The 26,918-nt window shown below is 41.5% G+C and carries 23 protein-coding genes and 4 tRNA genes; 11 read left to right on the top strand and 16 right to left on the bottom strand.

The features are described 5' to 3' along the window. The first annotated feature begins 60 nt into the window (after positions 1 to 60). Entirely contained in the window at positions 61 to 3,018 is a 2,958-nt protein-coding gene (locus PSH50_RS02480) for a TonB-dependent receptor (protein ID WP_055253067.1), read from the top strand. A gap of 586 nt (positions 3,019 to 3,604) precedes the next feature. On the opposite strand, the gene PSH50_RS02475 is transcribed toward PSH50_RS02480, so the two are convergent. Next, complete coding sequence (locus PSH50_RS02475) at positions 3,605 to 4,138, bottom strand: alpha/beta fold hydrolase (protein ID WP_273586864.1); 534 nt, start codon at positions 4,136 to 4,138, stop codon at positions 3,605 to 3,607. Positions 4,139 to 4,271: 133 nt separating this feature from the next. Next, a complete protein-coding gene (locus tag PSH50_RS02470; RefSeq protein WP_273586743.1) occupies positions 4,272 to 5,222 on the bottom strand; it encodes an SDR family oxidoreductase in 951 nt (316 codons plus the stop codon). 209 nt (positions 5,223 to 5,431) lie between these two features. Between PSH50_RS02470 and PSH50_RS02465 the strand changes: the two genes are divergently transcribed. Beyond that, a complete protein-coding gene (locus PSH50_RS02465) occupies positions 5,432 to 6,397 on the top strand; it encodes an AraC family transcriptional regulator (protein WP_273586744.1) in 966 nt (321 codons plus the stop codon). A 2-nt stretch (positions 6,398 to 6,399) separates the two neighbouring features. After that, entirely contained in the window at positions 6,400 to 6,765 is a 366-nt protein-coding gene (locus PSH50_RS02460; protein WP_024034145.1) for a DUF4345 family protein, read from the top strand. 87 nt (positions 6,766 to 6,852) lie between these two features. Here the strand turns inward: PSH50_RS02460 and PSH50_RS02455 are convergent, their stop codons facing one another. Further along, positions 6,853 to 7,356: a hypothetical protein gene (locus PSH50_RS02455; protein ID WP_273586745.1), complete on the bottom strand. Its 504-nt coding sequence runs from the start codon at positions 7,354 to 7,356 to the stop codon at positions 6,853 to 6,855. 497 nt (positions 7,357 to 7,853) lie between these two features. Here PSH50_RS02455 and PSH50_RS02450 point away from each other — a divergent pair, with 497 nt between their 5' ends. Both PSH50_RS02450 and PSH50_RS02445 read left to right on the top strand, forming a co-directional pair. Continuing rightward, the gene (locus PSH50_RS02450; RefSeq protein ID WP_273586746.1) at positions 7,854 to 8,360 is read left to right on the top strand and encodes a sigma-70 family RNA polymerase sigma factor; all 507 of its coding nucleotides are present in this window, start codon (positions 7,854 to 7,856) and stop codon (positions 8,358 to 8,360) included. Position 8,361: 1 nt separating this feature from the next. Beyond that, positions 8,362 to 9,021: a hypothetical protein gene (locus PSH50_RS02445; protein WP_273586747.1), complete on the top strand. Its 660-nt coding sequence runs from the start codon at positions 8,362 to 8,364 to the stop codon at positions 9,019 to 9,021. A 49-nt stretch (positions 9,022 to 9,070) separates the two neighbouring features. On the opposite strand, the gene nth is transcribed toward PSH50_RS02445, so the two are convergent. The 12 genes from nth to PSH50_RS02385 form a co-directional block, all read right to left on the bottom strand. Further along, complete coding sequence (gene nth / locus PSH50_RS02440; RefSeq protein WP_273586748.1) at positions 9,071 to 9,703, bottom strand: endonuclease III; 633 nt, start codon at positions 9,701 to 9,703, stop codon at positions 9,071 to 9,073. A gap of 44 nt (positions 9,704 to 9,747) precedes the next feature. Beyond that, positions 9,748 to 10,446 (bottom strand): electron transport complex subunit E, encoded by a 699-nt coding sequence (locus tag PSH50_RS02435; RefSeq protein ID WP_004589483.1) that lies wholly within the window; start codon positions 10,444 to 10,446, stop codon positions 9,748 to 9,750. Further along, entirely contained in the window at positions 10,443 to 11,081 is a 639-nt protein-coding gene (rsxG, locus tag PSH50_RS02430) for an electron transport complex subunit RsxG (RefSeq protein ID WP_004589482.1), read from the bottom strand. Before rsxG ends, PSH50_RS02435 begins: the two co-directional genes overlap by 4 nt. Beyond that, entirely contained in the window at positions 11,078 to 12,136 is a 1,059-nt protein-coding gene (gene rsxD / locus PSH50_RS02425) for an electron transport complex subunit RsxD (RefSeq protein ID WP_273586749.1), read from the bottom strand. Before rsxD ends, rsxG begins: the two co-directional genes overlap by 4 nt. Beyond that, entirely contained in the window at positions 12,133 to 14,685 is a 2,553-nt protein-coding gene (gene rsxC, locus PSH50_RS02420; protein ID WP_273586750.1) for an electron transport complex subunit RsxC, read from the bottom strand. The genes rsxD and rsxC overlap by 4 nt, the downstream gene beginning before the upstream one ends. 8 nt (positions 14,686 to 14,693) lie before the next feature. Beyond that, complete coding sequence (rsxB, locus tag PSH50_RS02415) at positions 14,694 to 15,248, bottom strand: electron transport complex subunit RsxB (RefSeq protein ID WP_004589479.1); 555 nt, start codon at positions 15,246 to 15,248, stop codon at positions 14,694 to 14,696. A gap of 1 nt (position 15,249) precedes the next feature. Further along, positions 15,250 to 15,831 (bottom strand): electron transport complex subunit RsxA, encoded by a 582-nt coding sequence (rsxA, locus tag PSH50_RS02410; RefSeq protein ID WP_004589478.1) that lies wholly within the window; start codon positions 15,829 to 15,831, stop codon positions 15,250 to 15,252. A gap of 214 nt (positions 15,832 to 16,045) precedes the next feature. Further along, positions 16,046 to 17,989: an EAL domain-containing protein gene (locus PSH50_RS02405; RefSeq protein WP_054983411.1), complete on the bottom strand. Its 1,944-nt coding sequence runs from the start codon at positions 17,987 to 17,989 to the stop codon at positions 16,046 to 16,048. 148 nt (positions 17,990 to 18,137) lie between these two features. Then, positions 18,138 to 18,214, bottom strand: a tRNA-Asn gene (locus PSH50_RS02400). Positions 18,215 to 18,240: 26 nt separating this feature from the next. Then, a tRNA-Asn gene (locus tag PSH50_RS02395) sits at positions 18,241 to 18,317 on the bottom strand. 21 nt (positions 18,318 to 18,338) lie between these two features. Beyond that, positions 18,339 to 18,415 (bottom strand) — tRNA-Asn (locus PSH50_RS02390). 21 nt (positions 18,416 to 18,436) lie between these two features. Then, a tRNA-Asn gene (locus PSH50_RS02385) sits at positions 18,437 to 18,513 on the bottom strand. A gap of 1,062 nt (positions 18,514 to 19,575) precedes the next feature. Here PSH50_RS02385 and PSH50_RS02380 point away from each other — a divergent pair. From PSH50_RS02380 to PSH50_RS02360, 5 genes are all read left to right on the top strand, one after another. Next, the gene (locus PSH50_RS02380; RefSeq protein ID WP_096739369.1) at positions 19,576 to 20,946 is read left to right on the top strand and encodes an MATE family efflux transporter; all 1,371 of its coding nucleotides are present in this window, start codon (positions 19,576 to 19,578) and stop codon (positions 20,944 to 20,946) included. 4 nt (positions 20,947 to 20,950) lie between these two features. Continuing rightward, positions 20,951 to 22,945, top strand: a complete 1,995-nt coding sequence (gene uvrB, locus PSH50_RS02375) for an excinuclease ABC subunit UvrB (RefSeq protein ID WP_273586751.1) — start codon at positions 20,951 to 20,953, stop codon at positions 22,943 to 22,945. Beyond that, positions 22,946 to 23,899 carry a class I SAM-dependent methyltransferase gene (locus PSH50_RS02370; RefSeq protein WP_273586752.1) on the top strand — a complete coding sequence of 318 codons (954 nt, stop codon included), beginning with the start codon at positions 22,946 to 22,948 and terminating at the stop codon, positions 23,897 to 23,899. 148 nt (positions 23,900 to 24,047) lie between these two features. Continuing rightward, on the top strand, positions 24,048 to 24,719 hold the full coding sequence (locus PSH50_RS02365; protein WP_248444044.1) for a tRNA (adenine(22)-N(1))-methyltransferase TrmK: 672 nt from the start codon (positions 24,048 to 24,050) through the stop codon (positions 24,717 to 24,719). A gap of 101 nt (positions 24,720 to 24,820) precedes the next feature. Continuing rightward, the gene (locus PSH50_RS02360; RefSeq protein WP_273586753.1) at positions 24,821 to 25,858 is read left to right on the top strand and encodes a hypothetical protein; all 1,038 of its coding nucleotides are present in this window, start codon (positions 24,821 to 24,823) and stop codon (positions 25,856 to 25,858) included. Here the strand turns inward: PSH50_RS02360 and PSH50_RS02355 are convergent. Next, positions 25,855 to 26,097: a hypothetical protein gene (locus tag PSH50_RS02355; RefSeq protein ID WP_024034198.1), complete on the bottom strand. Its 243-nt coding sequence runs from the start codon at positions 26,095 to 26,097 to the stop codon at positions 25,855 to 25,857. The genes PSH50_RS02360 and PSH50_RS02355 overlap by 4 nt on opposite strands. A gap of 315 nt (positions 26,098 to 26,412) precedes the next feature. On the opposite strand from PSH50_RS02355, the gene PSH50_RS02350 reads away from it, so the two are divergent. Then, positions 26,413 to 26,862, top strand: coding sequence for an isoprenylcysteine carboxylmethyltransferase family protein (locus PSH50_RS02350; protein ID WP_029773497.1), 450 nt, complete (start codon positions 26,413 to 26,415; stop codon positions 26,860 to 26,862). Positions 26,863 to 26,918 lie beyond the last annotated feature (56 nt).

The raw sequence follows: 26,918 nt of genomic DNA, 5'->3' as shown, positions 1-26,918 counted from the left end.
GGCGTTTAATAAAAAATATATAGCGAGTTACACATAGCACTGACACACACAGGAAAAACTATGAATCACAAGTTATCAAAAATTACGCTAGCAGTTATATCTGCCACAGCATTAAACCTTTCTATGTCCACACACGCACAGGAAGCCAAGCCAATTGCAGAAGATGATGTAGAGATCATCGAAGTATCTGGCATTCGTCAATCACTTACTAATGCACTTGCTGAAAAACGCTCTGCAGATAGCCTAGTTGAAATTATTCAGTCAGAAGATATTGGTAAATTACCCGATCAAAACCTCGCTGAAGTATTAGAAAACGTAACGGGTATTCAAATTACACGCCAAGCGGGTGTAGGCACAGGTGTACAAATTCGTGGTACCGATGCTAACCGTACCGAAATTAACGGTGTATCAACGGTGGGCTCAGGCTCTGGTCGAAGTGGTATTAGCTTTGAAGATGTATCAGCGTCAATTATTTCAAGCTTAGAGGTAATAAAGTCGCCTGAAGCGAAAACAATAGAGGGCTCTGTAGGCGGTACTATTAACCTTAAAACGATTCGCCCACTGCATTTAGGTGAGCAGCTAGCCACTATTAGAGTGCAAGGTGAGCACAGTAGCTTAAGCACTGATAGCGGTTTGCAACCACGTTTTTCGGGAACTTTTGCTGATAACTGGGAAGGTGATTACGGTAAATTTGGTGTGTTAGTGAGCGGCAGCTACGCAGAGCAAGATGTAACGGCGTTTCGCCCACGTGCTGATAGAGATAACATTATCACTGCAGATAGTGGTGTAGCCAGCGCTCAGTCTTTTGACTTTTTACCGATTCAATTTTTTGTACAAGATTACGATAACTACGAATACGAAACTAAAAACTTTGTAGGTACCATTGAATGGGCGCCAAACGACAACACAAAGTTTTATTTTGATGCTGTGGTTAACGATCAAGAACGTCGCCAAGAAAGTTCTCGTGTACAGGCCTCTGGTGTAAGTGCGCTTAATGATATTTCGGTTCCTGATGAATTTGAAACCGTAAACTTAGGCTCACTTGGCGGTACCAACCTTGGGTCTATTCAAGCGGCCTTACGCGGTGTCATTCCGGTTAATTTAGAAAACGATGATGATGATCCTAACCTTCGTTTTTCAAGTGATACAAACTCGCGTGTTACCGACAGTAATATTTTTAGACTCGGTGGCGAATGGCAAGGCGATAAGTGGTTTGTTAGTGCTGAAATTGCTTCGTCATCTTCAGATACAACTACGCCTAGCTTTAATACAACGCTTAACTTTATTAACCCTAATGTGCCGTTAGATGCTGGTGGCGGTAATGATAATAGTGTGCCGTTTGAGTATGACTTATCAGGTGGCGCATTGGCATTTGGTATTGCAGAGGGGGCAGAGTACGCGCCAACGGTTGAACAACTACTAGACCCTGCAAATGTAGTGCTACGTGATGTAAATATTGGTCAAGATACGGTTGAAAACTCTGAAGATGCGTTCCGTATTGATTCAACCTATTACACAGACTCAATTGTAACCTCTATTGATTTTGGTTACCGCTACAGTAAATCACAAAGCAAACAAAACGAAATTACCTCAAGCATTGGTTTAAGAACCATGGCTGATAGCCCGTCGGGTGATTTATTTGCCGACTTATTAGTGGCAGGCCCAGATAACTTTAACGAAGCTGATGGCCGCTCGTTATACATAGGCGACTTTTTATTAATTGATCCAGAGCTTGTGGCGTCAGACCCTGATGCGGTACTTGCCACATTACAAGCAGCGATGACTGCGCATGGTTCAAGCAAAACATTAAATGCACCTACTTCAAGTTCTGCAGGTTTTTTTGATATAGAAGAAACCACCCATGCGCTATATGCACAAGCTAACTTTGAGTACGAAATGGTGCGCGGTAACATTGGTGTACGTTACATTCAAACAGACGTAGAGTCTACGGGCAACTCAGTTACTCAAGATGGTAGTGGTAATGAACTGGTAACGCGTATTACCAATGAATCTGACTATGACTTTATTTTACCTCGTTTAAACCTTGTGGCTGATGTATCAGAAGATGTACTTGTGCGCTTTGGTGTAGGTAAAGATATTCGTCGCCCTGATTATAACGACCTATCAACGTCTATTACCTACAGCACAAGTCCAAATGACGAAGTTGAATTTGGTAACCCAGCACTGAAACCTGAAGAAGTACTGTCTTACGATTTATCGGCAGAGTGGTATTTTGCAGAGGCAAGTGTATTTAGCGTAGGTATTTTTCATAAAACACGTAAAGACTTACACGTAAATCAGTTAACCTCGCCAGTTGAAGACCCTGTAACAGGGTATCGCGACTTAACAGATCCATGTGAAGGCGGCGGTATATTTAACCCCATTGCAGATATAAACGTATTTGGCCCTGAGAATGGCCGTGGCGTATGTGTTGGTACAGAAACAAAAGTAAACGATAGTGGTGAAACTACCCAAAAAGGGATTGAGTTTGCCTTTCAGTATGACCTATCAGGCTTTGAAAAAGACCTAGGGTGGGCTTCTGGTTTTGGTGTGCTAGCTAACTATACAATTCAAGAGTTCTCAGGTGGTGAAACCGAAAATTCAGCAACCTCAAGAGCAAGTAATGTATTTGCAGCAACTACCGGTACGCCAGGTATTGAAGTAAGTGAAATTCAAGGCTTACTTAACCTTTCTGAAAACGCGTATAACTTTACGCTGTACTACGAAAAATTTGGCCTATCAGCACGTATGCGTTACACGTGGCGTGAAGGGTATCGTTCAAATGACTTTGGTAGTACGTCTAGCTTCCCTTGGGGTTTCCCAGTGGTACAGGAAGACCGTGGCCAGCTTAATGCAAGTATTAGCTACGATGTGAACGAGCAACTTAATATTGGCTTAGAGGCAGTAAATATTACTGAATCTGAAATTAGCCAATCATGTGTAAACGAAAGCGCACTATTGTGTTTCCAAGGTTTAACTGACCGTCGTATTACACTGGGTGCAAGTTACCGTTTTTAAAAAGTATGTTGAGAGTGTGTAGCCTTTGAACGGGCACTCAAAAGCAAGCCACATGGCTTGCTTTTTTTTGACCTTAATTTAGCCGCAGTTAGGTGGTTAATAAAGGGCCGTGGTTCTTTGTGTTGGGGGTAAAAATGCACCTGTTTGCAAAAAATAAAGTGTGTGTTGTATTACTTGTTGGCTGTAGCGCATTCCCGTGTGGCTTACATCAAGGGTAATAAAATCACGCATATTAGTAGGGCGTGTTGGTATTTGATGGTTGAATTTGCAGCAGTGTGTTTGGTTTTTAGGCAAGGCAGAGCCTGTGAAGTGTGGTTATTCCCCATAAATAGGCGATAACGCTGCATAAATGCCAAACATGCGCTGCCCTTTGGGTTCTGCCTAGGGGCGATAAACTCTTTGTTGCCTACATGGATGTAGGTAAGGGGCGTGAGCAGGACGCGGAAGCTTTACTTGGTTTTTACTTATTCTTACAGGGATGTAAGTCATTAGAATAACGCAGGAGCAGTTATCGAGCCCACTAGGTTACAAACCTCGCGCCGCGATTTAATCGCCCCTAGATTGAACAAATTTCAATCCGCAAAAATCAACACGCCCTCAGTTTGGCTGATTCTACAGACACCAAGCCATCGTTTTTACCTTTAAAATAATGCTGTGTCAGGGGGGATGCTTTAGTACCGGCTATTACGCCTAAATCAATGTCCAGCTCATTTATGGTGTTGCCCAAACTCTTACTGCCTGTAATTAGAGATTGGCTTACACCGCCGGCTATATGCATTAACCATGAACCATTTAAATGATTAGCTAATTCGCTGCCTTTGTTAGGCGTACCAATTAACACGACATTTCCAAGTGTATTACCATTAAATACCCGAGGGTTATTTTGCAAGTAGGCTCTAATAACTAAGCCACCTAGGGAGTGGCCGACAAAATGTACTTTACTCGCATTAGCAATACATGCATTAATTTGTGTGGTTGTTTGCGTAAATACAGCCTCAACACTTTGCCCTAAAGAGGCGTAATTTAGGCTGCATACTTTATAATGAGCACGTTTAAGCTGTTGGGCAAAATATCGCATTGCCCAATCGCTTCTGCCTAATCCATGGGCAAGTACTACCAGCTCATCATTAGGTTTATACTGTACAGGGGGATTATTGGTACTTTTACAGCCGGTTAGGAAAAGTAAAAGTATTAGGCCGATTACTAATGGTTTTTCATTACTTTTACACCCTACATACGCTCGCTATTAGCAATTATATTGTCCATTTAAAAGCAGTGTGCTGCTCAGTAACCGCCCATAATTTGCTTAGCACAGGCTGATCTAAAGCAAACGGCTCAAGTTTGCATATTCCTACGGGGCCGCTCCAATTCCATCTTCCTGATGGGCCATAATACGCACGTTGTTTTAGGTTATGCTCGGTGGCACACATAACCTCAGGGTATGCACCTTGCTCTGCCGATTGCGCTAAGCCCATTTTTACTATTAGTGACCAGGTAAATCGGGTTGCAAAGTTAACATTATCGCCAATAAGAGAGGTATTAGCTGCACCTGGGTGACACACAAACACCTGCACATTTTTATTGGCGGCGGCTATTTTATTTTGCAGCTCATAAGCAAACATCATTTGTGCAAGTTTACTGTGGCAGTAGGTCTTATTTGGGTGGTAGTTTTTATTCCAATTCATGTCATCAAATTGAATCGTTTTAAGCCCCATTTTGTAGCCTTCACTGGCCACTACGACAATACGCCCGCTAGATTGCTCTATTTTATTAAATAGCAAACCACACAGTAAAAAGTGCCCATAGTGGTTAACCCCTAACTGACTTTCAAAGCCGTCTTTAGTAAATTGCTGAGTCGCGACCTGCGCAATAGCGCCGTTACAAATAAGTGCATCTATGTGTGGCACAGCTTGTAATACCTCGTTGGCTGCATGGCGTACTGATGCAAGCTCTGCTAGGTCCATTTTTATAAAGCTCACATCGGTACTATTGCCAAACTCCTGTTTTAACTTAGCAATAGCTTCATCTGATTTTAAAGGGTTACGATTGAGCATAACTACTTTTGCGCCTTTAGCGAGTAATAGTCGGGTTGCTTCAAAGCCTGCGCCTGTATTTGCTCCCGTTATTAGATAGCATTTACCAACTAAAGAACTGAGTTGGTCGGGAGTCCAGCCAGAAGGGCCAAATGGGTTAGTTGCGCTCATTAGTTAAATTCCTATCAATAGTTAAGTATAAATATGCAGTACAGGGCTATGCATATTGCTCTAAAGTGCTTGTTAGGTAATATAACTCTCGCCACCAGGTGTAACTAGGCGATATCCTCTTTAAAATATGCCTATTTGTATCGCTGCATTGAGAATGTGTATTTACGGTGCTAGATTGGATTTATTCTATATTTAAAAGGTATGGGTGAATGAGCAAACACCACATTAAGCAACTTATACAAAATAGCCTGTCTTTTAACGATGTAAACAACGATGAAAATTATACCCAAGGGCTAATAGAAACGGGTATTAAAGGTGTTCAGTTGTTTAAAGTAACGCATGCTATGCGCTGTGCACCTGCGGTATACGAGCCGTGTATTGTTGCTATAGTCAGTGGCACTAAAGAAGCCATACTCGATGGTAAGCATTTTATATACGATGAAAATAATTATATGTGCTGCCCTATGTCTATGCCGGTAGAAGCGGGTACACCCACGGCTTCACCTGAGAACCCCTTGCTAGGCGTTATTGTATCGCTAGATACAAAAGTGATGACCGAATTATCTATTACCATGGCTGCACAAGGTGTAAAAAAACACGCATCAGGGGCCAAAACGCAAGGGCTTACACTCGCAGCATGGGATGACTCATTTACCGATTCATTACTAAGATTGCTGCAACTTGTAGGCAACCCTGTAGATATTGCGGTTTTAGGTGAAGGGCGACTGCGAGAATTATATTACGCCATATTAAACGGACAGGCAGGTAGTAGTGTGCACCAAGCCTTTGGCGTAGGAAACGACATAGCACGCTCAATTGATTATTTGGCATCTCGATTAGATGAAACCATAACCATAGACGATATGGCAGCAAAAATTGGCGTAAGTAGGGCAGTTTTGCATCGAAAATTTAAGGATGCGACCAGTATGTCGCCGATTCAATTTGTTAAATCTATGCGCTTAAATACCGCTGCGATGAAAATTGCAGCGGGTATGAACGTAAGTTCGGCGGCCATGTCGGTAGGCTATGTTAGCTCATCACAATTTAGCCGAGAATTTAAACGCATGTATGGGCAATCGCCAAAGCAGTGGAGCCAAGCAAAAGAGTTACCTCAGGAGCTTGTTGAGCAATCGATTGCTCAAACAGTTGATCAAACAACCAGCCTGAGGGATTGATCATGGATAATATAGTCATTTTTAGGGTTGTTGGTGCGGTATTAATTATTTTTGGCATAGTGTTAGCTGCCAACCCTGAGCTGATAAGCAATAAGCCAGTTCCTAATGATATTTTTAAGGCCGTAGAGCGCAGAATTTGGTGGGGGTTATTTATTGGTTTTGGCTTATTGCTGCAATTTCATCATCAGCTTGTACCTTGGCAAGCTAGCATAGCGGCAACACTGTCATCGTTACTCGTAGGACTATTAATTGCAAGGCTTATTGGCATTATGTTAGATGGCTCGGTAGCAAAACAGTGGCTAAATGTGGGTATTGAAATAGTGATATTGGCGCCTCTAATTTGGTGGTATTTAAAAGTACGCACTTAGTATCAGAGTTAAACCGCTATAAATCTTAGTATTGCCTTAGAGTGTAACGCTTAATACCTTTAAGGCATGATAAGCAAACAAAGGCGTTTACCCATGAGCCTTACTTTGAGTTAGCGCCATTTCTTCAGACCAAGGTACATAGAGTGCAGGAGTTAAGTTTTTATTATCGGCCAAAATTACTTTCGCGATTGGCCGTCCGAAATATTCAGCTGGCTCAAATGAGCAAATATCTTTTAGATTAATTGAAATATAACAATTTGCTTTTTTGATTAATAAAGCTGATTCATCCATACGTGCATGAACTGTTATTTGTAAGTTCATGTAAGGAACCATCGATACTATGTGTTCACCTAAGTGAAATCTTTCTCGCTGTATCTCATCTCCTATTGCTTTTAAATAGTTAATATATGCTTTCCAACGCTTTAAAATTAATAAGGTTAAAAATGAAATAAAACAAATTAGGCTTAAAAGAATCGAATGAAATACAGAAAATTGACCCAAATAATAAAATGCACCCGCCAGTATAAGTACAACAGCTAAATTTAATAATGACCACTTATTTGGCTGAAATTTTGAATGATTACTTTGCAAAATACATCCTTGAAGTTATGTGGTTTCTTACAGCGCTAACGCAGAAACCTCCTTAAATTATTATTCACTATTAATAGCAGATTGTATGTTTTTTTACCACCTTTAGCCTGAGTCATATTCGATAACCAGAGATACAATAATATTAACTATTGCTATATTAAAAAAATCTTTTAACTAGGAGTCCCTTTTTAATAGCAAAGCAGAAAAAGAGCTAACTCCTCGCTTTGCTCTTTTACTTAGCTTATTACTCCCTCAGATAATTATTTTTTAAATAGTTGTGATTATTTCAGCGATACTGCGAATAACTAGATAAGACGACTATGTGAGTACTATCGTGCAGCTAAAATGATTATATAAATGTGTACAGGCTATGTTGCATTAGCCAAAGCGCCGCACTTTATTACTTTTAAAAACAGATGCATTAGCACTTAAACACAATAAAACTGCGATGAAAAAATACGTGATGAGATTAATTTAGATGATGGATTTATGCGTAAATGAACACCAATAAAAAAGCACTGTTTGCTCAAACAATGGAGCAGCATAAAGGCATTATTTATAAAATAGTTAACTCGTACTGTCAAAACCAACACGACAGGCAAGACCTAGCGCAAGAAATACTCACCACAATGTGGCTTGCTTATGAAAATTACGACAAAGACTATAAGTTTTCTACGTGGATGTACCGAATAGCACTGAATGTGGCGATTTCATATTACCGCAAAGACAGTAAACGAGAAGATAAAGCCAATGAAAGTGAGCAGTGCATTGTGCACATAGCCGACCTCTCAGCGCACAATGATAAAAGCGAAGAGGTTAAGCAGCTTTATGAATTTATAGCAAAGCTCGATAAGTTAAATAAAGCCATAGTATTGCTGTATTTAGAAGGCGAACCCCATCAAAGCATAGCGACGAGTTTAGGCATAAGTAAAACCAACGTCGCTACGCGAATTGGCCGCATTAAAGAAACACTAAAAAATCAATTTGAAAAACAGGGGGCTTAATATGAATTTAGATAACATTAAAAACACATGGCAGCAGCAAAATAGTGTTAACGAATCGGCCATTACAATAAACCAATCACTGCTGAGCGAAACAAAAGTGAATAAACAAATGAAAGAGCTTAATGCTATGAAGTGGGCACGTATTATTGAAAGCGCAGCCTTCTTTTTTATTATTGTTTTATTGGGGCAGTATATTGCAAATAACTTTAGTGTTTCAGCGCCTTCAATATCTGCGTTGATACTGAGTGTATTTTCCATTGCTGGCCTTGCAGGTAATATTGGCCAAATAGTGCATATTGCTAACATTGATTATGCAAAGCCAATTAGCCAACTACAAAAAGACGTTTACCGCCTTTGCTCACATAAATTACAACTAATTAAGTTGTTATTTATGTCTGCACCTTTTTATATGGCTTATGTTTTTATTGGCTTTGATGTGCTATTTGAAATTGACTTGTTTGCACACCTAGAGCAACACATGGTTTGGTTTTACAGCGTGTCATCGCTTCTACTTTTAATAATTACAAGCTGCGTATTAGCTAAACTAAACTACACAAATATTAAAGCGCCTTGGGTTAAACGCACCATTGCATTTATTGTCGGTGAGCGTTTAGTAAATATGGCGCAATTTATAAATAATATAGACTCGACAGACAGCTAATTAATTAGCTGTCTTACTTTAAAAATACCCAAAACAGAGTTATTCGAGGTTATTCTGTTTTTTCTTTAAACTCACACAAGTCTTCAATAATACAGCTGCCGCATTTAGGCTTGCGTGCTACGCAGGTATAGCGTCCGTGTAGTATTAACCAGTGGTGTACGTCTACTTTAAATTCTTTAGGAACAACCTTTTCAAGTTTTTGCTCAACGGCGACTACATCTTTGCCCATAGCAAATTTTGTGCGGTTTGAAACACGAAAAATATGCGTGTCTACGGCAATGGTTGGCCAGCCGAAAGCTGTGTTGAGCACGACATTTGCGGTTTTTCGGCCAACACCGGGTAGGGCTTCTAGAGCTTCGCGGTTCTCGGGAACAATGCCGTTATGTTGATCAACCAATATTTGGCACATTTTGTACACGTTTGCGGCTTTTGAATTAAACAAGCCAATGGTTTTTATATAATCGCGAAGCGCATCGTGGCCAATATCTAAAATGGCTTGTGGCGTATTAGCAACCGGAAATAATTTACGGGTGGCTTTATTTACCCCTACATCGGTGGCTTGTGCAGAGAGCGTAACGGCTACTAGTAGCTCAAATGGGCTTGAATATTCAAGCTCGGTTTCTGGGTGTGGGTTATCATCGCGTAGGCGCGAGAGTATTTGGTGACGTTTTTCTTTATTCATGCAACTTAAAACGCATTAGCTAATAGCGTTAATGCGTTTTCCCCTTAAGTTAAGCTAGTAACACGTGCGCGTGGGCCTTTTTCGGCTTCTGGCGGCGTTACTTGTTTTGATTTTATTTGTGCGTCAATAACATTTTTTGCTGCTATTAGCAGCCCAAGCCCTAAAAAGGCGCCGGGTGGTAAAATAGCGAGTAAAAACTGGCTATCGAAACTAAATATTTCCAAGCGTAGGCTTTGTGCCCATGGCCCTAGAAGCAAATCGGCTCCATCAAATAATGTACCTTGGCCTATCAGTTCGCGCATTGCACCGAGTACTAACAGTACGGCCATAAAGCCTAAGCCCATCATTAGGCCGTCGAATGCAGACAGGTGAACAGGGTTTTTAGAGGCATATGCCTCTGCACGGCCAATAATGGCGCAGTTAGTTACTATTAGTGGAATAAATATGCCTAATGATTGATACAAGCCAAAGGTGTACGCATTCATAAGTAGCTGAACTATGGTCACAAAGCCTGCAATAATCATGACAAATACCGGAATACGAATGTCTTTAGGCACCCAATTACGCACAACTGAAACAGTAATATTAGAGCCTACTAAAACTAATAAAGTAGCTAACCCTAGGCCGAGCGCGTTGGTTACAGTTGATGTAACAGCTAAAAGCGGGCATAAACCGAGTAGCTGTACTAGCGCGGGGTTATTAGCCCATACGCCTTCTTTGTATAAGGTTTTTAACTCACTCATTGGGTTACCTCTTGGCAAGCATTAGGCTGTTTAAAAATGGCGTCAAAGTTAGTTTTTGCAAATAATACGGCATTTTTTACCGAGCCTACCACGGCGCGAGGGGTAATTGTTGCGCCGGTAAATTGGTCAAACTGGCCACCATCCTTTTTTACCGCCCAACGGGCATCGTCTTCACTTTGAACCGTTAAATCGTTAAATGTAGTGATCCACAGCGACTTTTTAACTTCTACTTTATCGCCTAAGCCGGGCGTCTCTTCGTGCTTAGTAGTACGAACGCCGGCAATGGTGCCATCAGCAAGTACGGCGGTTAATAAGTTAATATCGCCACTGTAACCACTAGGTGTTATGTGTCTTATTACAAGTGCAACAGGTTGCTGATTTTTATAAGCGCGGTAAATAACTTGCTCGGGGTAAGGACCCAGTTGTTCATCGCTCATAATTACGCAATTTGTATTGAGCTGATTATCGTAGCTGCTTGGGTTTAATACCTCTTGTAATTGTGAGGTTAGTTGCAAGCGTTCTTGCTCGGCAATCTTATCGGCGGTAAAGGCATCAATTGAGGCAACTAAGCCTGTTGTTATCAGTGCAAAGGCGGTTAATATCGCGCCATTTTTAGCCATTGATGAAATAATCATTTTACTGCTCCGTGGCCATAAGTGCGTGGTTGGGTGTAGTAATCAATCAGCGGTACGGCAATATTAATTAATAATACACTAAAGGCTACCGCATCAGGGAAGCCACCAAAGGTGCGAATTAAATACACCAACAAGCCAATTAACGCACCATAAATTAAGCGCCCTTTATTGGTGGTTGCAGCCGAAACAGGATCGGTGGCGATAAAAAATGCGCCCATCATGGTTGCGCCACTTAATAAATGAAATACCATACCCGGCTCGGTACCCGGCGCGGCAATATAGCCAATGGCACTGCACAGCGCTAGTGAGCCTATAAAGCTTACTGGAATATGCCAGTTTATAATGTTAGCTTTTAATAGGTATAAACCACCGGCTAAAAAGCTTAGGTTAACCCATAGCCAACCAAGCCCAGCCCATTGAGAAAAAATCGGTTTTTGCATGCTTTCGCTAACAGTTAGACCATGAGCTACATCGGTTTTAACTGTATCAAGCGGGGTGGCCATGGTGAGGCCATCAACGCCGGCACGGACTTGATCAACACTAAAGCCCAGAGCGGTAAAATCAGTAAATATAAGGCGTAATTGGTCAATAAAGCCAATTGGGGCATTAAGTAAATCGGTAACGGGTAACCAAGCGGTCATTTGCACCGGAAACGAGACTAAAAGTAGTACGTATGCGGCCATTGCTGGGTTAAATAAGTTAAACCCAAGCCCACCATAAAGTTGCTTTACAATCACAATGGCAAATAAACAGCCAATAATAATGACCCACCAAGGCGCCAGCGGCGGAATACTCAGTGCTAACAGCACACCAGTAAGCCAAGCACTACCATCACTCAATGCAGGCCAAACAGGGCGTTTACGCATTAACATAATGGCTGCTTCAAATACGCTTACAGCAACAAGTGCCAGTACTAACTGAATAAGTACGCCAGTCCCAAAAAATACCACTTGCGCTATTAGCCCAGGAATACACGCAGCAATTACGGTTAGCATTAATCGCGTTAACGACTTATGGCTATGGTTGTGCGGCGAACTGGCCATGGTTAATTTCATGACTGATCATTTCCTTCTTTTTGTAACTTTTTAGCTTTGGCGCGCGCTATTGCGGCGGCCACGGCGGCTTTTTTCTTCTCTGCTGCAGTTTGCTCAGAGGCCGTTTTCTCAGAGTTTGAACCGCTGCTGGTTTGTGGCTCATTGCTGTGTTCAGGTGCGCTGTGTTCACTTGCTGCTGATTGCTCTGCTTCTTTAGCGGCTTTTTTTGCTTTAGCACGGGCAATAGCAGCAGCTACGGCCGCTTTTTTGTCATCAGCAGGAGAGCGTGTTTGTGAGTTTTCAGGCTCAACTTCACCTGTTTGCTCAGCAGCACTTGGCTCATCTGATTGCTGGGATTGCTCAGCCGCTTTAGCGGCTTTTTTAGCTTTAGCACGCGCAATAGCTGCAGCTACCGCTGCTTTTTTATCATCTGCGGCCGCGGGGGCTTCATCGCTTTGTGGCTCTGCATTTTGCTCAGCTTGCGCCGCTTTTTTAGCTTTAGCACGCGCAATAGCAGCAGCTACCGCAGCTTTTTTGTCATCAGCTGGGGCGGGCGCTTCATCGCTTTGTGGCTCTGCACTTTGCTCAGCTTTCGCCGCTTTTTTAGTTTTAGCACGGGCAATGGCAGCAGCTACCGCAGCTTTTTTGTCATCAGCTGGGGCGGGCGCTTCATCGCTTTGTAGCTCAGCATTTTGCTCAGCTTGCGCCGCTTTTTTCGCTTTAGCACGGGCAATAGCAGCAGCTACCGCTGCTTTTTTATCATCAGGTGCGGCGGTTGCTTCATCGTTTTGTGGCTCTGCACTTTGCTCAGCTTGCGCCGCTTTTTTCGCTTTAGCGCGGGCAATAGCAGCAGCTACGGCTGACTTTTTATCATCAGGTGTTGGTGATGACTCGCCCTCGGCAGCTTTTTGTTCTTTATATTTACGTGCTTTTTCTTTACGTAGTGCACGCTCTTTAGCTACTTCACTGTTATCTGGCTCTAGCTCTTCACCTTGCTGTTTTTTTGCTTTGGCGCGGGCAATTGCAGCGGCTACAGCTGATTTTTCATCGCCATCCGATGATTTGCTCTTAACGCGGGCAAGGGCATCCGCTACTTTTTGCTTTTCATCTGATGTTTTTGCCGCTGGTTTACGTTTATGGCGGTTTTGACGTTCTTGTTGCTCGCGCTCTAGGCGTTCTTTACGGGCGTCAAAGCGCTCTTTTGCTCTATCGGCTTTAATTTTTTCGGCTTGCTGCTCTTTTATTTCTACTTTTGCTACGCGGTAATACTGCACCAATGGAATTTCGCTTGGGCATACATACGCACACGCGCCACATTCAATACAATCAAATAAGTTGTGCTCTTGTAATTTGTCGTATTCTTTTGATTTTGCAAACCATTGTAATTGCTGTGGTAATAACGAAGCAGGGCAGGCATCTGCACAGGCACTACAACGTATACAGGCTTTTTCAGGCCCAGGCTCAGCCAGCTCTTTATGATCGGGGGCTAAAATACAGTTGGTGGTTTTAATTACCCCAATACGCACAGTCGGTAAGGTAAAGCCCATCATCGGCCCGCCCATTACAACGCGCTGCTGGGGTACGGGTGAAAAACCTTGGCAATCAAGCAGGTGCTTAACTTCGGTGCCTAATAATGCCCATACATTACCTGCATTATGAATGGTGTTACCTGTTACTGTAACAACGCGCTCTATAAGCGGTTTACCTTCGTACACCGCTTGTTGCACAGCAAACAAAGTTCCTGTGTTGTGCACTAAAATACCAATATCGGCAGGAATACCGCCACTGGGTACTTCACGGTTTGTAAGTAATTTAATTAATTGTTTTTCGCCGCCCGATGGATAAACAGTAGGCACCGTTTGAATAACAATATTGGCGTTGTGCTCTGCGGCACTTTTCATAGCCGCTATGGCTTCGGGCTTATTATCTTCAATGCCAACAATACACAGTGTCGGGTTTAAAATTTGTTGCATTAGCTCAATGCCTTGCACTACTTGCTTGGCATGTTCACGCATTAACACATCGTCGGCTGTTATGTATGGTTCGCACTCAACAGCATTAACAATTAAAAACTCAATAGGTTGTTTTATATCGGCTTTTACATAAGTAGGAAAGCCTGCTCCACCCATACCACTTATACCTGCTTGATGAATTATATCGACTAATTCATCGTGGCTAAGCTCACTTGGGTTAGGTGTTGGGGTGAGTTCGCACCATTGATCTTTGCCATCAGGCTCAATAATAATACTTAGCTCAGGTAAAGCCGATGGATGCGCCGAAGGCATAGAGGCAATACCTGTTATGGTGCCAGAGCTGGGCGCATGTACAGGCACAGACCAATTCGCAACGGGCACGGTAAGTGCTTGGCCTTTTAATACCTGTTGGCCTTTTTCTACAATTAATTTACCGTTAGCACCAATGTGCTGTTTAATTGGTACAACTAACTTATCAGGTAGAGGAAGCCTAGCAATACGCGCACTGTTAGAGAGTGTTTTTTGTTGTGGTGGATGCACGCCGCCCGGGAATGCCCAAACAGTGCCTTTTTTAATTTGTTCAAGTAACTTTTCCACTCAAACCTCTAATCTATTTGCGTGACAGGAATAGCATCAAGTTGCCATTTCCAGTTTTGTTTTGTTTCGGCTACAGGCAGCATATCAATGCAATCTACAGGGCAGGGCTCTACACATAAATCGCAGCCGGTACATTCTTCTATTAGTACAGTGTGCATTTGGCGTGTAGCACCGACAATGGCATCCACAGGGCATGCCTGAATACACTTAGTACAGCCTATGCACTCGTCTTCGCGAATATAGGCCACTGTTTTTATCGGCTCTGCTTGTTCGCCACCGGCAAGCGGTTTAGGCTCTACGCCCATTAAATCGGCCAGCTTTTTAACCGTTGCTTCACCACCAGGTGGGCATTTATTAATTTCATCCCCGTTGGCAATTGCCTCAGCGTAGGGGCGACAGCCCGGATAGCCACACTGGCCACACTGGGTTTGCGGTAAAATGGTATCTATTTGCTCAACAATTGGGTCGCCTTCTACACGAAAGCGAATAGCTGCAAAGCCTAAAATAAGTCCAAAAACAAGCGCTAGCGAGCCAAGCGCTATCAAGGCATACATTAAGGTCATATTAAAACTTCACTAATCCGGTAAAACCCATAAACGCCATCGACATTAAGCCGGCGGTGATCATGGCTATTGAGGCGCCTTTAAATGGGGTAGGAACATCTGCAGCAGCAAGGCGTTCGCGCAGCGCTGCAAATAATACAAGTACTAATGAAAAGCCAACGGCTGCGCCAAAACCATACACGGCCGATTGTAAAAATGTGTGATCTTCTTTTATATTAAGAAGCGCAACACCTAATACCGCACAGTTAGTGGTGATCAGCGGTAAAAATATACCCAGTAAACGGTATAAAGTCGGGCTAGTTTTACGCACAACCATTTCGGTAAATTGCACCACAACGGCAATCACTAAAATAAAGCTCATGGTGCGTAAAAATTCGATATCTAGCGGCGCTAAAATATATTGATTAACTAAATAGCTTGTAACAGAGGCAAGAGTAAGCACAAACGTGGTTGCTAAAGACATACCAATAGCGGTATCAAGCTTGCCTGATACACCCATAAATGGACATAAGCCTAAAAATTGTACTAATACAAAGTTATTAACTAGAACGGTTCCAATCAATAACAAGACATATTCTGTCATGTGTGCCTCGCGCTATTAAAATCCTGTGTATTATCCTTTTTTCTGCCCCGATAAACAACATATGCGAGTCGTTATCAGTTAAATAAACACAGTAAAATAATTAAGCGATCACAAAGCTGTAAAATTTATGTGATTTTAAAGTAAGCGAAAAATTAAACAGTTAAACGCAAAAAAGAGCACATGTGCTCTTTTTTACTTTCATTAAGGGGAGGCGCTAAATATCTTTAGGTTTTTCTATGTAATAACCTTGTACGCCGTCTAGGCAAAGCGTTTCTACTATGTGTTTTTCTTCTTGGCTTTCAACGCCCTCAGCAAACACACTCACACCAATGCGGTGGGCTAAATCAACCATTAGGCGCATAAAGTATTGATTGTTTTTATCATCTTCTAGGCCGCGGGTGTAACTTGCATCCATTTTAATAAAGTCTGGTTTTAAATCACGGAAAAACTTAAACGACGTTAGTCCTACACCAAAGCGTTCAACCGTTACGCGGGCACCTACGCGATGCACCATATCAATAAAGCGTTTACTGGCTTTAATATTTTGCTGTAGGCCAAACTCACTTACTTCAAATACTAATTTAGAGGCTATATGCGTATCTTTTAATAAGCGGCGCTCTAACCAAATAACAAATTGATCGTTATGTGCACTTGAGGCGGTCACATTCAGGCCAAAAAACTTTTCAGAGAGGTTACGGCTTTTAATTTTTTCAAGTGATGAGTCAATAATTAAGCGGTCAATTTCTATGGCCATATCGAGTTTTTCAGCCATGGCTAAAAACGAGGCCGTAGGAAGCACTTGGTTATCTTCGGTTTTAAAGCGCACTTGTATCTCTGCATACGCCTTAATGCTTTTACCCAGCGGCATAATATTTTGCATTACTAAGTGAACACGTTTTGATTCAATCACTTCGTTAATCACTTTACGCCAGTTTTGGTTACCAAACCCTGCACTTACATTATTAACTAAATCGGTTTCGCGCTGCACATGCCATGCATTTACTTGCTTAGATTGCGCCATGCTCATTGCGTTATCGACAACCGATAATAGCTCACCCAGCGGTTTGCCTTTTTCGTAGCCCACAATACCTGTGTTAGCCACAGAGCTTAGCTCTTGGTTTTGTTGATATTGAGTAAAGCGCGATTGCAGGTTTTCACCAAAACGCTCTGCTTCTTTAAGTGGGGTATTAGGAAGTACAACGGCAAAGTCTGAGCTATTTAGCCTAAATACTTGGCTGCCGGTGTAAGTGCCGCTTATATGCTTAATTATATCCGCCACACCTTTAACGTAGTCATCACCTTTTTGGTAGCCACGGCTTTGATTTATAGTTTGCAGCTCACTACAGCGTACAAGCGCTAACGATCCAAACGTACTGCGCTCACTGTTTTCGATGTGTTTTTCGTAATATTCAACAAACATATTACGGTTACCTAATTCGGTAATTACATCTTTATAGGCTTCTTGCTTGATACTTAAGGCAGCGTTTTGAATATCATCATTTTTATTTTTTAAAAAATGCGAAAGGCGATTAAAGCTCGGGACTAAATCTTTACCTAGCTTTTTCATTTTACTTGCATCAAGTGCGGTGTCTAAGTCGTCGCCAATTTGATTTTGGTTAATATAAATGTCTATTACATCGGCAACGGTCATGCTGATATTTTTATTTAAGCTATGAAAAATAGACTTCATTAATATAATAGGAATAATCACTAAAAAAGCAGAAATAAATATAACTATAAATAACGAGGTTTGTAGCTGCTGCGCTAAACGATCAATGTTGAGGGTAAATTCTACTTTTATATCTGCAGCGTCGTTAACGGCAAACTGTGGGCGAACCGAATTAAAGCTAGATTGAATAAATTCAGCAAACATGGGTAGCTGGGTAGGGGAGTTAACTGAAAATACCTCAGCCCCTTGGTAGTCTCTTAGTATAAAGCTTGAAAACGTTTTACCATCGCCAATCGCTTTTTTTATACTTTCAGGCGAAAGCTCATCACTTGTTAAGCTGTTAATGTAACGTGTTACACTGGTTTGCGCTGAAGTTTGTGCTTCACTTACTGCATTATTAAAGCTTACAGATATGAAGTAGCTTCCAGCCGCAACACATACAAGCCAAGACAGGATTTGTATAAAAATAAGTTTTTTAAAGCCAGCCATGTTATCAATCTTTTAATAGTTCAAAAGGAAAGGAATCAGGTCCTTGATCATTCAACTAATAGCAACACATTAGAATAGATATTATGTTTTAGTTATAAAGCAGAAGAGTAGTGGAAAATTACTGAAATGTCTATGAAATTCTTATGATTGGCTCCCCCTCCCCGACTCGAACGGGGGACCTGCGGATTAACAGTCCGTCGCTCTAACCAACTGAGCTAAGGGGGAACAAATAGAGATGTCATTTTATGATTTGGCTCCCCCTCCCCGACTCGAACGGGGGACCTGCGGATTAACAGTCCGTCGCTCTAACCAACTGAGCTAAGGGGGAACTACATCATAAACATAAACTTGGCTCCCCCTCCCCGACTCGAACGGGGGACCTGCGGATTAACAGTCCGTCGCTCTAACCAACTGAGCTAAGGGGGAATCGTTTATGATTGAAAAACTTGGCTCCCCCTCCCCGACTCGAACGGGGGACCTGCGGATTAACAGTCCGTCGCTCTAACCAACTGAGCTAAGGGGGAAGCGTCATGCCTTTCAACGGGGCGAAATATTAATGATGGAGCCGCAAAGTGTCAACATATAAAAGTCATAAATTTAAAAAAGAAGTTTATTCGTTGTTTTTATGTTCGATCTGCGCATTTTATAACTCTATTTATGCAAAACACGGCGGTAAATCTCTATTTAGACTCACACCAATGTGAAAAAAACAGCGCCCATAAAATAGCCATTGTTTAATTTATGTGTAAAAAATGCCGCTGAGACAAAATTTATCGCGGCAAATCAGTAAATTTGTATTTAACCTGGTTGTCATAAAACCGAGTATAAATTTAGCTAGCAGATCTTTTTAAAAAATCCAGCAGGGTAGTTTTTTCGTATTACGGTATTTAAGAGGGGTTAAACTAATAAAGCCGTGGCTGAAAACTTTATTTTAAAAAGCTGTACAAAAACAAAACAATCAATAAGTTGCTAAATATTTGCGTAAACTAATTAAGTCACTTATAGCTGTATTAGGCACAAAGATTTGGCTTAGCTTAATTTTTTGTTTGCAAGCATTGATAAGTTTTTAACTTTAACTTTGAACAAAGGTAGGACCTGAGCTGAATTTTAGCCAGCGCGCAAGCCTTTATAAATGCGGGCTGAGCTGAGTTATCCACGGTTTCTGTGGATAACTCTGTTTATGAAACTTTAAGAACACTGTCCCGACCAGAGTTTTAGGGCGCTACAACGATTTCAAGCTTTTAAAACGATTTTTTTATTACTATAAAAAACATAGGGTTATAAATGCATGCTGAATTACCATGCAACGATGAGTAAATTAATTCGTTACGATAAAGATTAATACCGCGCTGTGTAAAAATTCAGCGAATTTGCAGGGTTAAATGTTAAAAAAGTAATAAAAATGTTCACTTATTGTTTTTTGGCGCTCTAAGGGCGTATTTGTGCACAAATGCTTAAAAATTCAACTTTAGCTATTTTTTTAATTGTTGCTTTATTATTAGTATGAAATCCATTGATAAATCCGTGGCTTGAATTGCTATGATGCTTTAAAATGGCTCGCTCAGTAAAAGAGGCTTATTTATTCCATGCGCGAAACTTCACATTCTCAATCACGCCCAGATTTACTTAACGATCCCATCTTGCCTACATTGAAAAAAATGACCATTCCGATGATATTTGGCATGGTCACGCTAATGATGTTCAATATAGTCGATACATTTTTTATCAGTATGTTGGGCACAGAGCCCCTTGCGGCGGTAAGCTTTACGTTTCCGGTAACCTTTACGGTAATAAGCCTAGCCATAGGTTTAGGTATTGGCACATCAGCGGTGATAGCGAAAGCCTTAGGCAGTAATAAAATAGAAGAGGCGCGATTTGATGCCAGTGTGTCGCTTATTGTGGCGCTACTATTAGTTATTTTACTTTCGTTTATTGGATATTTACTAATCGACCCAATATTCACTTTATTAGGGGCCGGACAATTAGTGCTGCCACTTATTCATGAGTATATGAATATTTGGTTTATTGGCAGCGTATTTTTAATTACCCCCATGATAGGTAATTCGGTATTGCGAGCCAGTGGCGATACTAAAACACCCAGCATAGTAATGGGTGGGGCAGGGCTTATTAATGCCATACTCGATCCTATTTTGATATTTGGCTGGGGCCCAGTACCGGCATTAGGCATTCAAGGTGCCGCTATTGCCAGTGTTATTGCCTGGGGCGTAGCGGTTATTATTATTTTATATGTGCTGGGCGTTAAAAAGCGGCTATTAAGCTTAAAAGCCGGTAATCAAACTGCGGCAAGTGCAATTAAAAAAGTACTTAAAATAGGTTTACCCGCAGCGGGGGCTAACATGCTTACTCCAGTAGCAATGGCAGTGATGACCGCACTCGTTGCCAATCATGGACCCGAAGCGGTTGCCGCTTTTGGTGTGGGCAGCCGTATTGAATCAATTGCCAGTATTTTAGTGCTGGCTTTGTCGATGACATTGCCTCCTTTTGTTAGCCAAAACTTTGGGGCGGGTAAATTAGGCCGCGTAAAAGAGGCGTACATTGGTACGCTTAAATTTGTGATGATATGGCAATTTGCTATTTATATTTTACTCATTGCGCTGTCAGGGGTAATAAGCCAATTATTTGGTAAAGAACAAGCTGTAATCGATGTTATTAAGCTCTTTATATACACCATACCGCTAAGTTATGGTTTTCAAGGGGTGATCATTTTATCAAATTCATCGTTTAATGCTTTACACAAACCTATGAATGCATTGTTTTTAAGTATTATTCGTTTGTTTGTTTTCTACCTGCCTTTTGCTTATGTAGGCAGTATGCTAGGTGGTTTGATTGGTTTATTTATTGGCGCTGCAATCGGTAATGTATTCACAGGGTTAGTCGCGTACAAATGGTTTGTAAAAGAGCTAGATGCAATATGCAGTAACACGGTAACGGAGTAAATGAATGAGTGATCACTTTGAGCTAAAGTCACAATTTAAACCCGCGGGCGATCAACCCACAGCGATTAAACAGCTTGAAGAAGGCTTAGAAGCCGGGCTTGCGCATCAAACCTTACTCGGTGCTACAGGTACAGGTAAAACATTTACCATGGCCAATATTATTAGCGATTTAAATCGCCCAACAATAATAATGGCGCATAATAAAACACTTGCCGCGCAGTTATATGGAGAAATGAAAGAGTTTTTTCCTAATAATGCAGTTGAGTATTTTGTATCTTACTACGATTACTACCAGCCAGAAGCCTACGTGGTTGCCAGCGATACGTTTATAGAAAAAGATGCCTCTATTAATGAGCACATAGAGCAAATGCGTTTAAGTGCTACTAAGGCATTGCTTGAGCGCCGCGATACCATAATAGTGGCCTCTGTGTCGGCTATTTATGGTTTGGGCGACCCCGACTCATACATGAAAATGATGCTGCTTTTAAAAGTAGGCGAGCAGGTCGACCAACGCGATATGCTGCGCCGCTTAGCTGAGCTGCAATATACCCGTAACGACATTGACTTTAGCCGTGGTACTTACCGTGTGCGTGGCGAAGTTGTTGATATATTTCCTGCCGAGTCAGACACCTATGCAGTACGCGTAGAAATGTTTGATGACGAAATAGAGCGCCTTAGTATTTTTGATCCCCTTACTGGTGCGTTAGAAAAACACATAGTTCGCGCTACTATTTACCCTAAAACGCACTATGTAACGCCACGCGAAAAAATTCTTGATGCCATAGAAAAAATAAAAGCTGAGCTTAAAGAACGCAGAGCACAATTATTAAGTGCCAATAAATTAGTAGAAGAGCAGCGTATAGCGCAGCGAACGCAATACGACATAGAAATGATGACCGAGCTTGGTTATTGCTCGGGCATAGAAAACTACAGCCGTTATTTGTCGGGGCGTACACCGGGCGATCCACCACCCACATTACTCGATTATCTTCCTGATGATGCATTGATGATCATCGATGAATCGCACGTAACCGTATCGCAAATTGGTGCCATGTATAAAGGCGATAGAAGCCGTAAAGAAAACCTAGTTGAATATGGCTTTAGAATGCCATCGGCGATGGATAACCGCCCATTGCGCTTTGAAGAATTTGAAGCCATAGCACCGCAAACTATTTATGTATCGGCAACGCCGGGTGATTTTGAATTAGAGCGCAGCGCAGGCGAAGTAGCAGAGCAAGTTATACGCCCAACAGGCCTGTTAGACCCAGAAATAGAAATACGCCCTGTAGGCACTCAAGTAGATGATTTACTCTCAGAAATTTATAAATGTGTAGAAAAAGGTGAGCGAGTACTGGTTACTACGCTTACCAAGCGCATGTCTGAGGATTTAACCGATTACTTAAGCGAGCACAATGTAAAAGTGCGTTACCTGCACTCAGACATAGACACAGTAGAACGCGTTGAAATAATTCGTGATTTACGCGCGGGTGTGTTTGATGTGTTAGTGGGTATTAACTTATTACGAGAAGGCTTAGATATGCCAGAAGTGGCGCTAGTTGCCATTTTAGATGCCGATAAAGAAGGCTTTTTACGCTCAGCACGTTCGCTTATTCAAACTATTGGCCGTGCTGCACGTCACCTTGATGGGCGCGCCATTTTATACGCCGATAAAGTCACTAAATCGATGGAAAAAGCGATTAGCGAAACCCAGCGCCGCCGCGAAATACAACACGCCTTTAATATAGAGCACGGCATTGAGCCGCAAGCCTTGGTTAAAAAGATCACCGATATTATGGATGTGGGCGAAGAAGCCGCACCACAAGATAACCTTAAACTGGTGCGTAAAGAGTCTAAAAAAATACTCAGTGCGAAAGAAATTGCCACACAAATTAAACAGCTTGAAAGCAAAATGCATGCTTATGCCAGCGACCTTGAATTTGAAAAAGCCGCGTCTGTACGCGACGAAATACACGAACTACAACAACAGTTGATTAACTAAATGACACCCGATTTTTCGCCCCTAATAAGCGCGCTTGAAGATGCGCCATTACTACAAAACGAACTATGCCGCGTATTTCATGGTCGCGGCCATAGCGTGGCATCGCTAAGCCATATTAATTTAGACTTTTATCCGCCAAGCTTGTTTTTAATTTCGTACGATGAAATTGACGAAGCCACGTTAAATACACTGACCAGTACCCTTTGGGCGTGGGCGCAGCAGCATCACCCTGAATTAATATCTGCATTGGTGTATCAACAGCGCGCGGGTGTACAAAGCAGTAATCGTTTAGTGCATGGTAATCTTCCCTCGCCACATGTGGTAAAAGAAAACGGCATTGGTTTTTTAGTGGATTTAACAAGCCGCCAAAACACCGGAATATTCCCCGATATGCGAAGTGGCCGTGAGTTTGTCTCTGCCAATAGTAAACATGCAAAAGTACTTAATTTGTTTTCATACACGTGTGGTTTTTCGCTTGCGGCAATGCAAGGCGGGGCTGATCACGTTATGAACATGGATATGAGCAAAGGCGTACTTAAAGTAGGTAAGCAAAACCACCAACTTAATGGTTTCGAGCGCGGAGTGAGTTTTTTACCGCACGATATTTTAAAGTCGTTTGGTAAATTAAAAAAAGCAGCGCCGTTTGATTTAATTATTGTAGACCCGCCAAGCTTTCAAAAGGGCAGCTTTATTCTAACTAAAGATTATCAAAAGGTGCTGCGCAGATTGCCCGAACTACTGTGCGATACCACACAGCTTTTATTATGCGCTAATAGCCCAGAGCTTAGCGAAGATGCGTTTAAAGCTTTAATAAACGAGCACACCCAAGGAGCAATAGAATTTGTTAAGCGCCTTGCACCAACGGCCCGTTTTGTAGAAGTAGACAGCAATAAAAGCTTAAAAGCGTTAGTGTATAAAACGGCGCATACCGCAACTTATACCAATTCGCAATAATACTTAATCATTTTAAGGGGCTAAACGTGTCGCTATCTGTGTTAAAAAACTCTCATTTAGAACAACTAAATAGCGAATTTTTTGCCTAGCTATCAACACGTTTTTCCAGCCTCAAAATAGATCACTTAATTAAGCTAATTGGTATTAAATGAAACTGAGTAAGCGTTTAAACGCAATTAATGCGTTAATTACTAACCCCGTTGATGTTATTTGGGATTGCTGCTGCGATCATGGTTACTTAGGCATTGCACTATTAAAGCGCCGCGCTGCAAAACAGGTTAATTTTGTAGATGTGGTAGATAAAATAATGGCCGAGCTGAGCGAGCACCTTACAAATATTAGCCAAACACTGCCAAGTGATGCGCAATATAAAGTACATTGCCAAGATGTAAGAGAAATAAAGCTCGTTCCAAATGCGTTAAATACTGTGGTTATTGCAGGTGTTGGCGGCGAGCTGTTACTAAAACTTGTTACTGGCATTATTAAAAACAATTGCGCTGCATCTGTAGCAAGCACCCGCTTTATAGTTTGCCCTATACACCATACTTATCATTTGCGCAGTGGTTTAGCCAAATTAGGCTTTGGCCTTGAAAGCGAGCAATTAATCACTGAAAACAACCGCTATTATGAGCTTATAGAGGTAAGTCAACGTAGCACAACGTTGCTCACATCTACTGGTAACAGCATGTGGGATTTAAATAATGCATCGCACAGGCAATACCTTAAACAATTACTCACTCATTATAATAAAATGCTTAATAAAGATGAGCTTTATTATCAAAAAGTTATAACAGATTATAAAAAACTCAGCGACGCTTAAAAATGGCTTATTTAGCTCTAATAGTGTGATCTAATGCAAGGCGCAAAAACGTAACATCAACATAGATTATATCGCCTTGCGCGAGTTTATTTGGTTTATGTATGTCAGATAAAAAAAGTCGCATTGAGCCGCTGCTCAGTGCAGAGCAAAAATGGCAAAACAGCTACGAGCAGCCAATTTCGTATGCTCCATTAGTGCAACTTGCTAATAACAGCTGGATAGTTCCACAGCACTTTTTACGCTATAAACACACCTTACAAAGCGTTAATCAAGTACTAGAAAATATTAATTTTTCAGCGCACTTTAGAGTGCTTGCTGCACAAAAAGATCAGCAAATTTATTTACAAGTTGCCGTACTCAGCCCCGATAATTACAAAACCAGTAGTTACGCGGGTGAGGGCACAGCAAAAAAATTACTGTTTGGCAGGCGCTGGATAGTAGAGGAAAACTTACCAACCTCCGAGCTTATTCAAACAGCGTTTTTAGCGCTTAAAATAGCGCGAGAGCACGAGGTAAGAGAGCTGTTTCAACTTACTCACAGCAATAATACCACCAGCACGCCATTTAATAATCATCATGATTTACCGGTTATGGCACAAAATGCAGAGCTTGTTATTGCACACGCGCCGCAGAGCAATGAGCAACATTGTACTATTGAGCAGTTATTAAAACGGGTAGTATTTGCAGGTGCTAAGGTATCGCTAAGTGCTTTGCAGCAAATAAGCTCGCAGCAGTGGTTATACACCTTAAAATTACACTGCGACACTTGTCAGCTTACAGAATTTAATAATAAAACCTTTGCATTTTTAACCAGTGATAGCAGCGCAAATAGCTTTTTACATGGCCTTATTAATGCCCTGGTTGATATTAGTAATGAGTATGTGAGTGAGCAATTTAAATACCAAGGGTTTGCCCGATTTAGTAAACACAATTGCGTAGAAAAAATAGGTGCTCTTAGTGTGGCAATGCGCTCGCCAAAAGTGTTGGGGCTGTGCTCACTTGGCAAGCAACATGCAAATAAGCTTAATTTTGAAATTGATAGTTCGCGTGCGCCACAAGGTTGCGGCCAAGCTATAGATGGGTTTTTAGCTGCCCACGGTATAGAGCAGCCAGAAAATGCACATTTATATCGTTTTTAAAGGCGGTTAATTTCTTCTTTTGTGGTGTAGCTTGAGTCTGTCACTATGGCCTCAAGCGTTTGCACGCGCTCTTTTAAAGCAACCACTTGCGCACTTACCTCGGCCAGTTGTTTATTTGCATCTTGGTTGCTATCTTGCATTTTGTGTTTAAATTCAAGGTGCTTTTTGTACATATCGTAAATAACTCCAGAGCCAACCGATATAAGCACAATAAGTACTATCATTGTAGTGCCTGACATAACCACTTCCTTTTTATAGTTTTAACTGTTGCATAAAGTATAACCATATTTAGCAGCGGTTAAACCTGACAATTGTAACTTTATTTGTCGATTACAGCGTGGAGTTGTGTTCATCATTGATACACCTGCGTTATTGTTTAATAACTAATGGCATAATTAATAAGTCTATTTGAGATTAAACCGTGTGACTTTAATCAGCACTTTAACGTGCTCTATGCCAGCGTTAACTTTGTATTTAATTGTGTATTAATGCAAACGGGTATAGTGTTTACAGACTTATAGGTTCTTATTTTATAATCAATACAGTGAGTTGCTATGTTAAATAATAAAATACCTCCGGTTATTGTCGTGCTCGTTTTTGCAGGCATAATGGCGTTAATAGCCCATTACAGTGTGATTGATTTTACAGCGTTTATTGCCTACCTAGCAGCAAGCTTAGTCATTATAGGGTGCGCATTTTGTATAGCCGGAGTGCTGAGCTTTAAACTTGCACGTACCACAGTTAATCCAAATAAGCCCGAGCAAGCATCAAAGTTGGTAACCAGTGGCGTATATAAAATTTCACGTAATCCTATGTATGTAGGCTTTGCGTTTATTTTAGCTGGCTGGGGTATTTGGCTTAGTTCGCTGTGGGCACTTTTATGTGTTGCTGGGTTTATTGCTTATTTAACGTTTTTTCAAATAATTCCTGAGGAGCGGGCGCTTAGCAAATTATTTGGCCAAGAATTCACAGAGTATAAAAACAAAGTAAAACGCTGGTTGTAATTTACAAGCAAATACAAAAAAGGCTATCGAGATGATAGCCTTTTTGCGTTCAGCGC

The sequence above is a fragment of the Pseudoalteromonas sp. Angola-7 genome (assembly GCF_028599255.1).
GTDB lineage: Bacteria > Pseudomonadota > Gammaproteobacteria > Enterobacterales > Alteromonadaceae > Pseudoalteromonas > Pseudoalteromonas atlantica.
Note: the sequence above shows the minus strand (reverse complement) of the source record. Positions and strands in the feature narration are given on the sequence as shown.

Coding starts and splice junctions, on each gene's coding strand:
- PSH50_RS02480 (WP_055253067.1), top strand. CDS start 61: ATGAATCACAAGTTATCAAAAATTACGCTAGCAGTTATATCTGCCACA.
- PSH50_RS02470 (WP_273586743.1), bottom strand. CDS start 5,222: ATGAGCGCAACTAACCCATTTGGCCCTTCTGGCTGGACTCCCGACCAA.
- PSH50_RS02465 (WP_273586744.1), top strand. CDS start 5,432: ATGAGCAAACACCACATTAAGCAACTTATACAAAATAGCCTGTCTTTT.
- PSH50_RS02460 (WP_024034145.1), top strand. CDS start 6,400: ATGGATAATATAGTCATTTTTAGGGTTGTTGGTGCGGTATTAATTATT.
- PSH50_RS02450 (WP_273586746.1), top strand. CDS start 7,854: ATGAACACCAATAAAAAAGCACTGTTTGCTCAAACAATGGAGCAGCAT.
- PSH50_RS02445 (WP_273586747.1), top strand. CDS start 8,362: ATGAATTTAGATAACATTAAAAACACATGGCAGCAGCAAAATAGTGTT.
- nth (WP_273586748.1), bottom strand. CDS start 9,703: ATGAATAAAGAAAAACGTCACCAAATACTCTCGCGCCTACGCGATGAT.
- PSH50_RS02435 (WP_004589483.1), bottom strand. CDS start 10,446: ATGAGTGAGTTAAAAACCTTATACAAAGAAGGCGTATGGGCTAATAAC.
- rsxG (WP_004589482.1), bottom strand. CDS start 11,081: ATGATTATTTCATCAATGGCTAAAAATGGCGCGATATTAACCGCCTTT.
- rsxD (WP_273586749.1), bottom strand. CDS start 12,136: ATGAAATTAACCATGGCCAGTTCGCCGCACAACCATAGCCATAAGTCG.
- rsxB (WP_004589479.1), bottom strand. CDS start 15,248: ATGACCTTAATGTATGCCTTGATAGCGCTTGGCTCGCTAGCGCTTGTT.
- rsxA (WP_004589478.1), bottom strand. CDS start 15,831: ATGACAGAATATGTCTTGTTATTGATTGGAACCGTTCTAGTTAATAAC.
- PSH50_RS02405 (WP_054983411.1), bottom strand. CDS start 17,989: ATGGCTGGCTTTAAAAAACTTATTTTTATACAAATCCTGTCTTGGCTT.
- PSH50_RS02380 (WP_096739369.1), top strand. CDS start 19,576: ATGCGCGAAACTTCACATTCTCAATCACGCCCAGATTTACTTAACGAT.
- uvrB (WP_273586751.1), top strand. CDS start 20,951: ATGAGTGATCACTTTGAGCTAAAGTCACAATTTAAACCCGCGGGCGAT.
- PSH50_RS02370 (WP_273586752.1), top strand. CDS start 22,946: ATGACACCCGATTTTTCGCCCCTAATAAGCGCGCTTGAAGATGCGCCA.
- PSH50_RS02365 (WP_248444044.1), top strand. CDS start 24,048: ATGAAACTGAGTAAGCGTTTAAACGCAATTAATGCGTTAATTACTAAC.
- PSH50_RS02360 (WP_273586753.1), top strand. CDS start 24,821: ATGTCAGATAAAAAAAGTCGCATTGAGCCGCTGCTCAGTGCAGAGCAA.
- PSH50_RS02355 (WP_024034198.1), bottom strand. CDS start 26,097: ATGTCAGGCACTACAATGATAGTACTTATTGTGCTTATATCGGTTGGC.
- PSH50_RS02350 (WP_029773497.1), top strand. CDS start 26,413: ATGTTAAATAATAAAATACCTCCGGTTATTGTCGTGCTCGTTTTTGCA.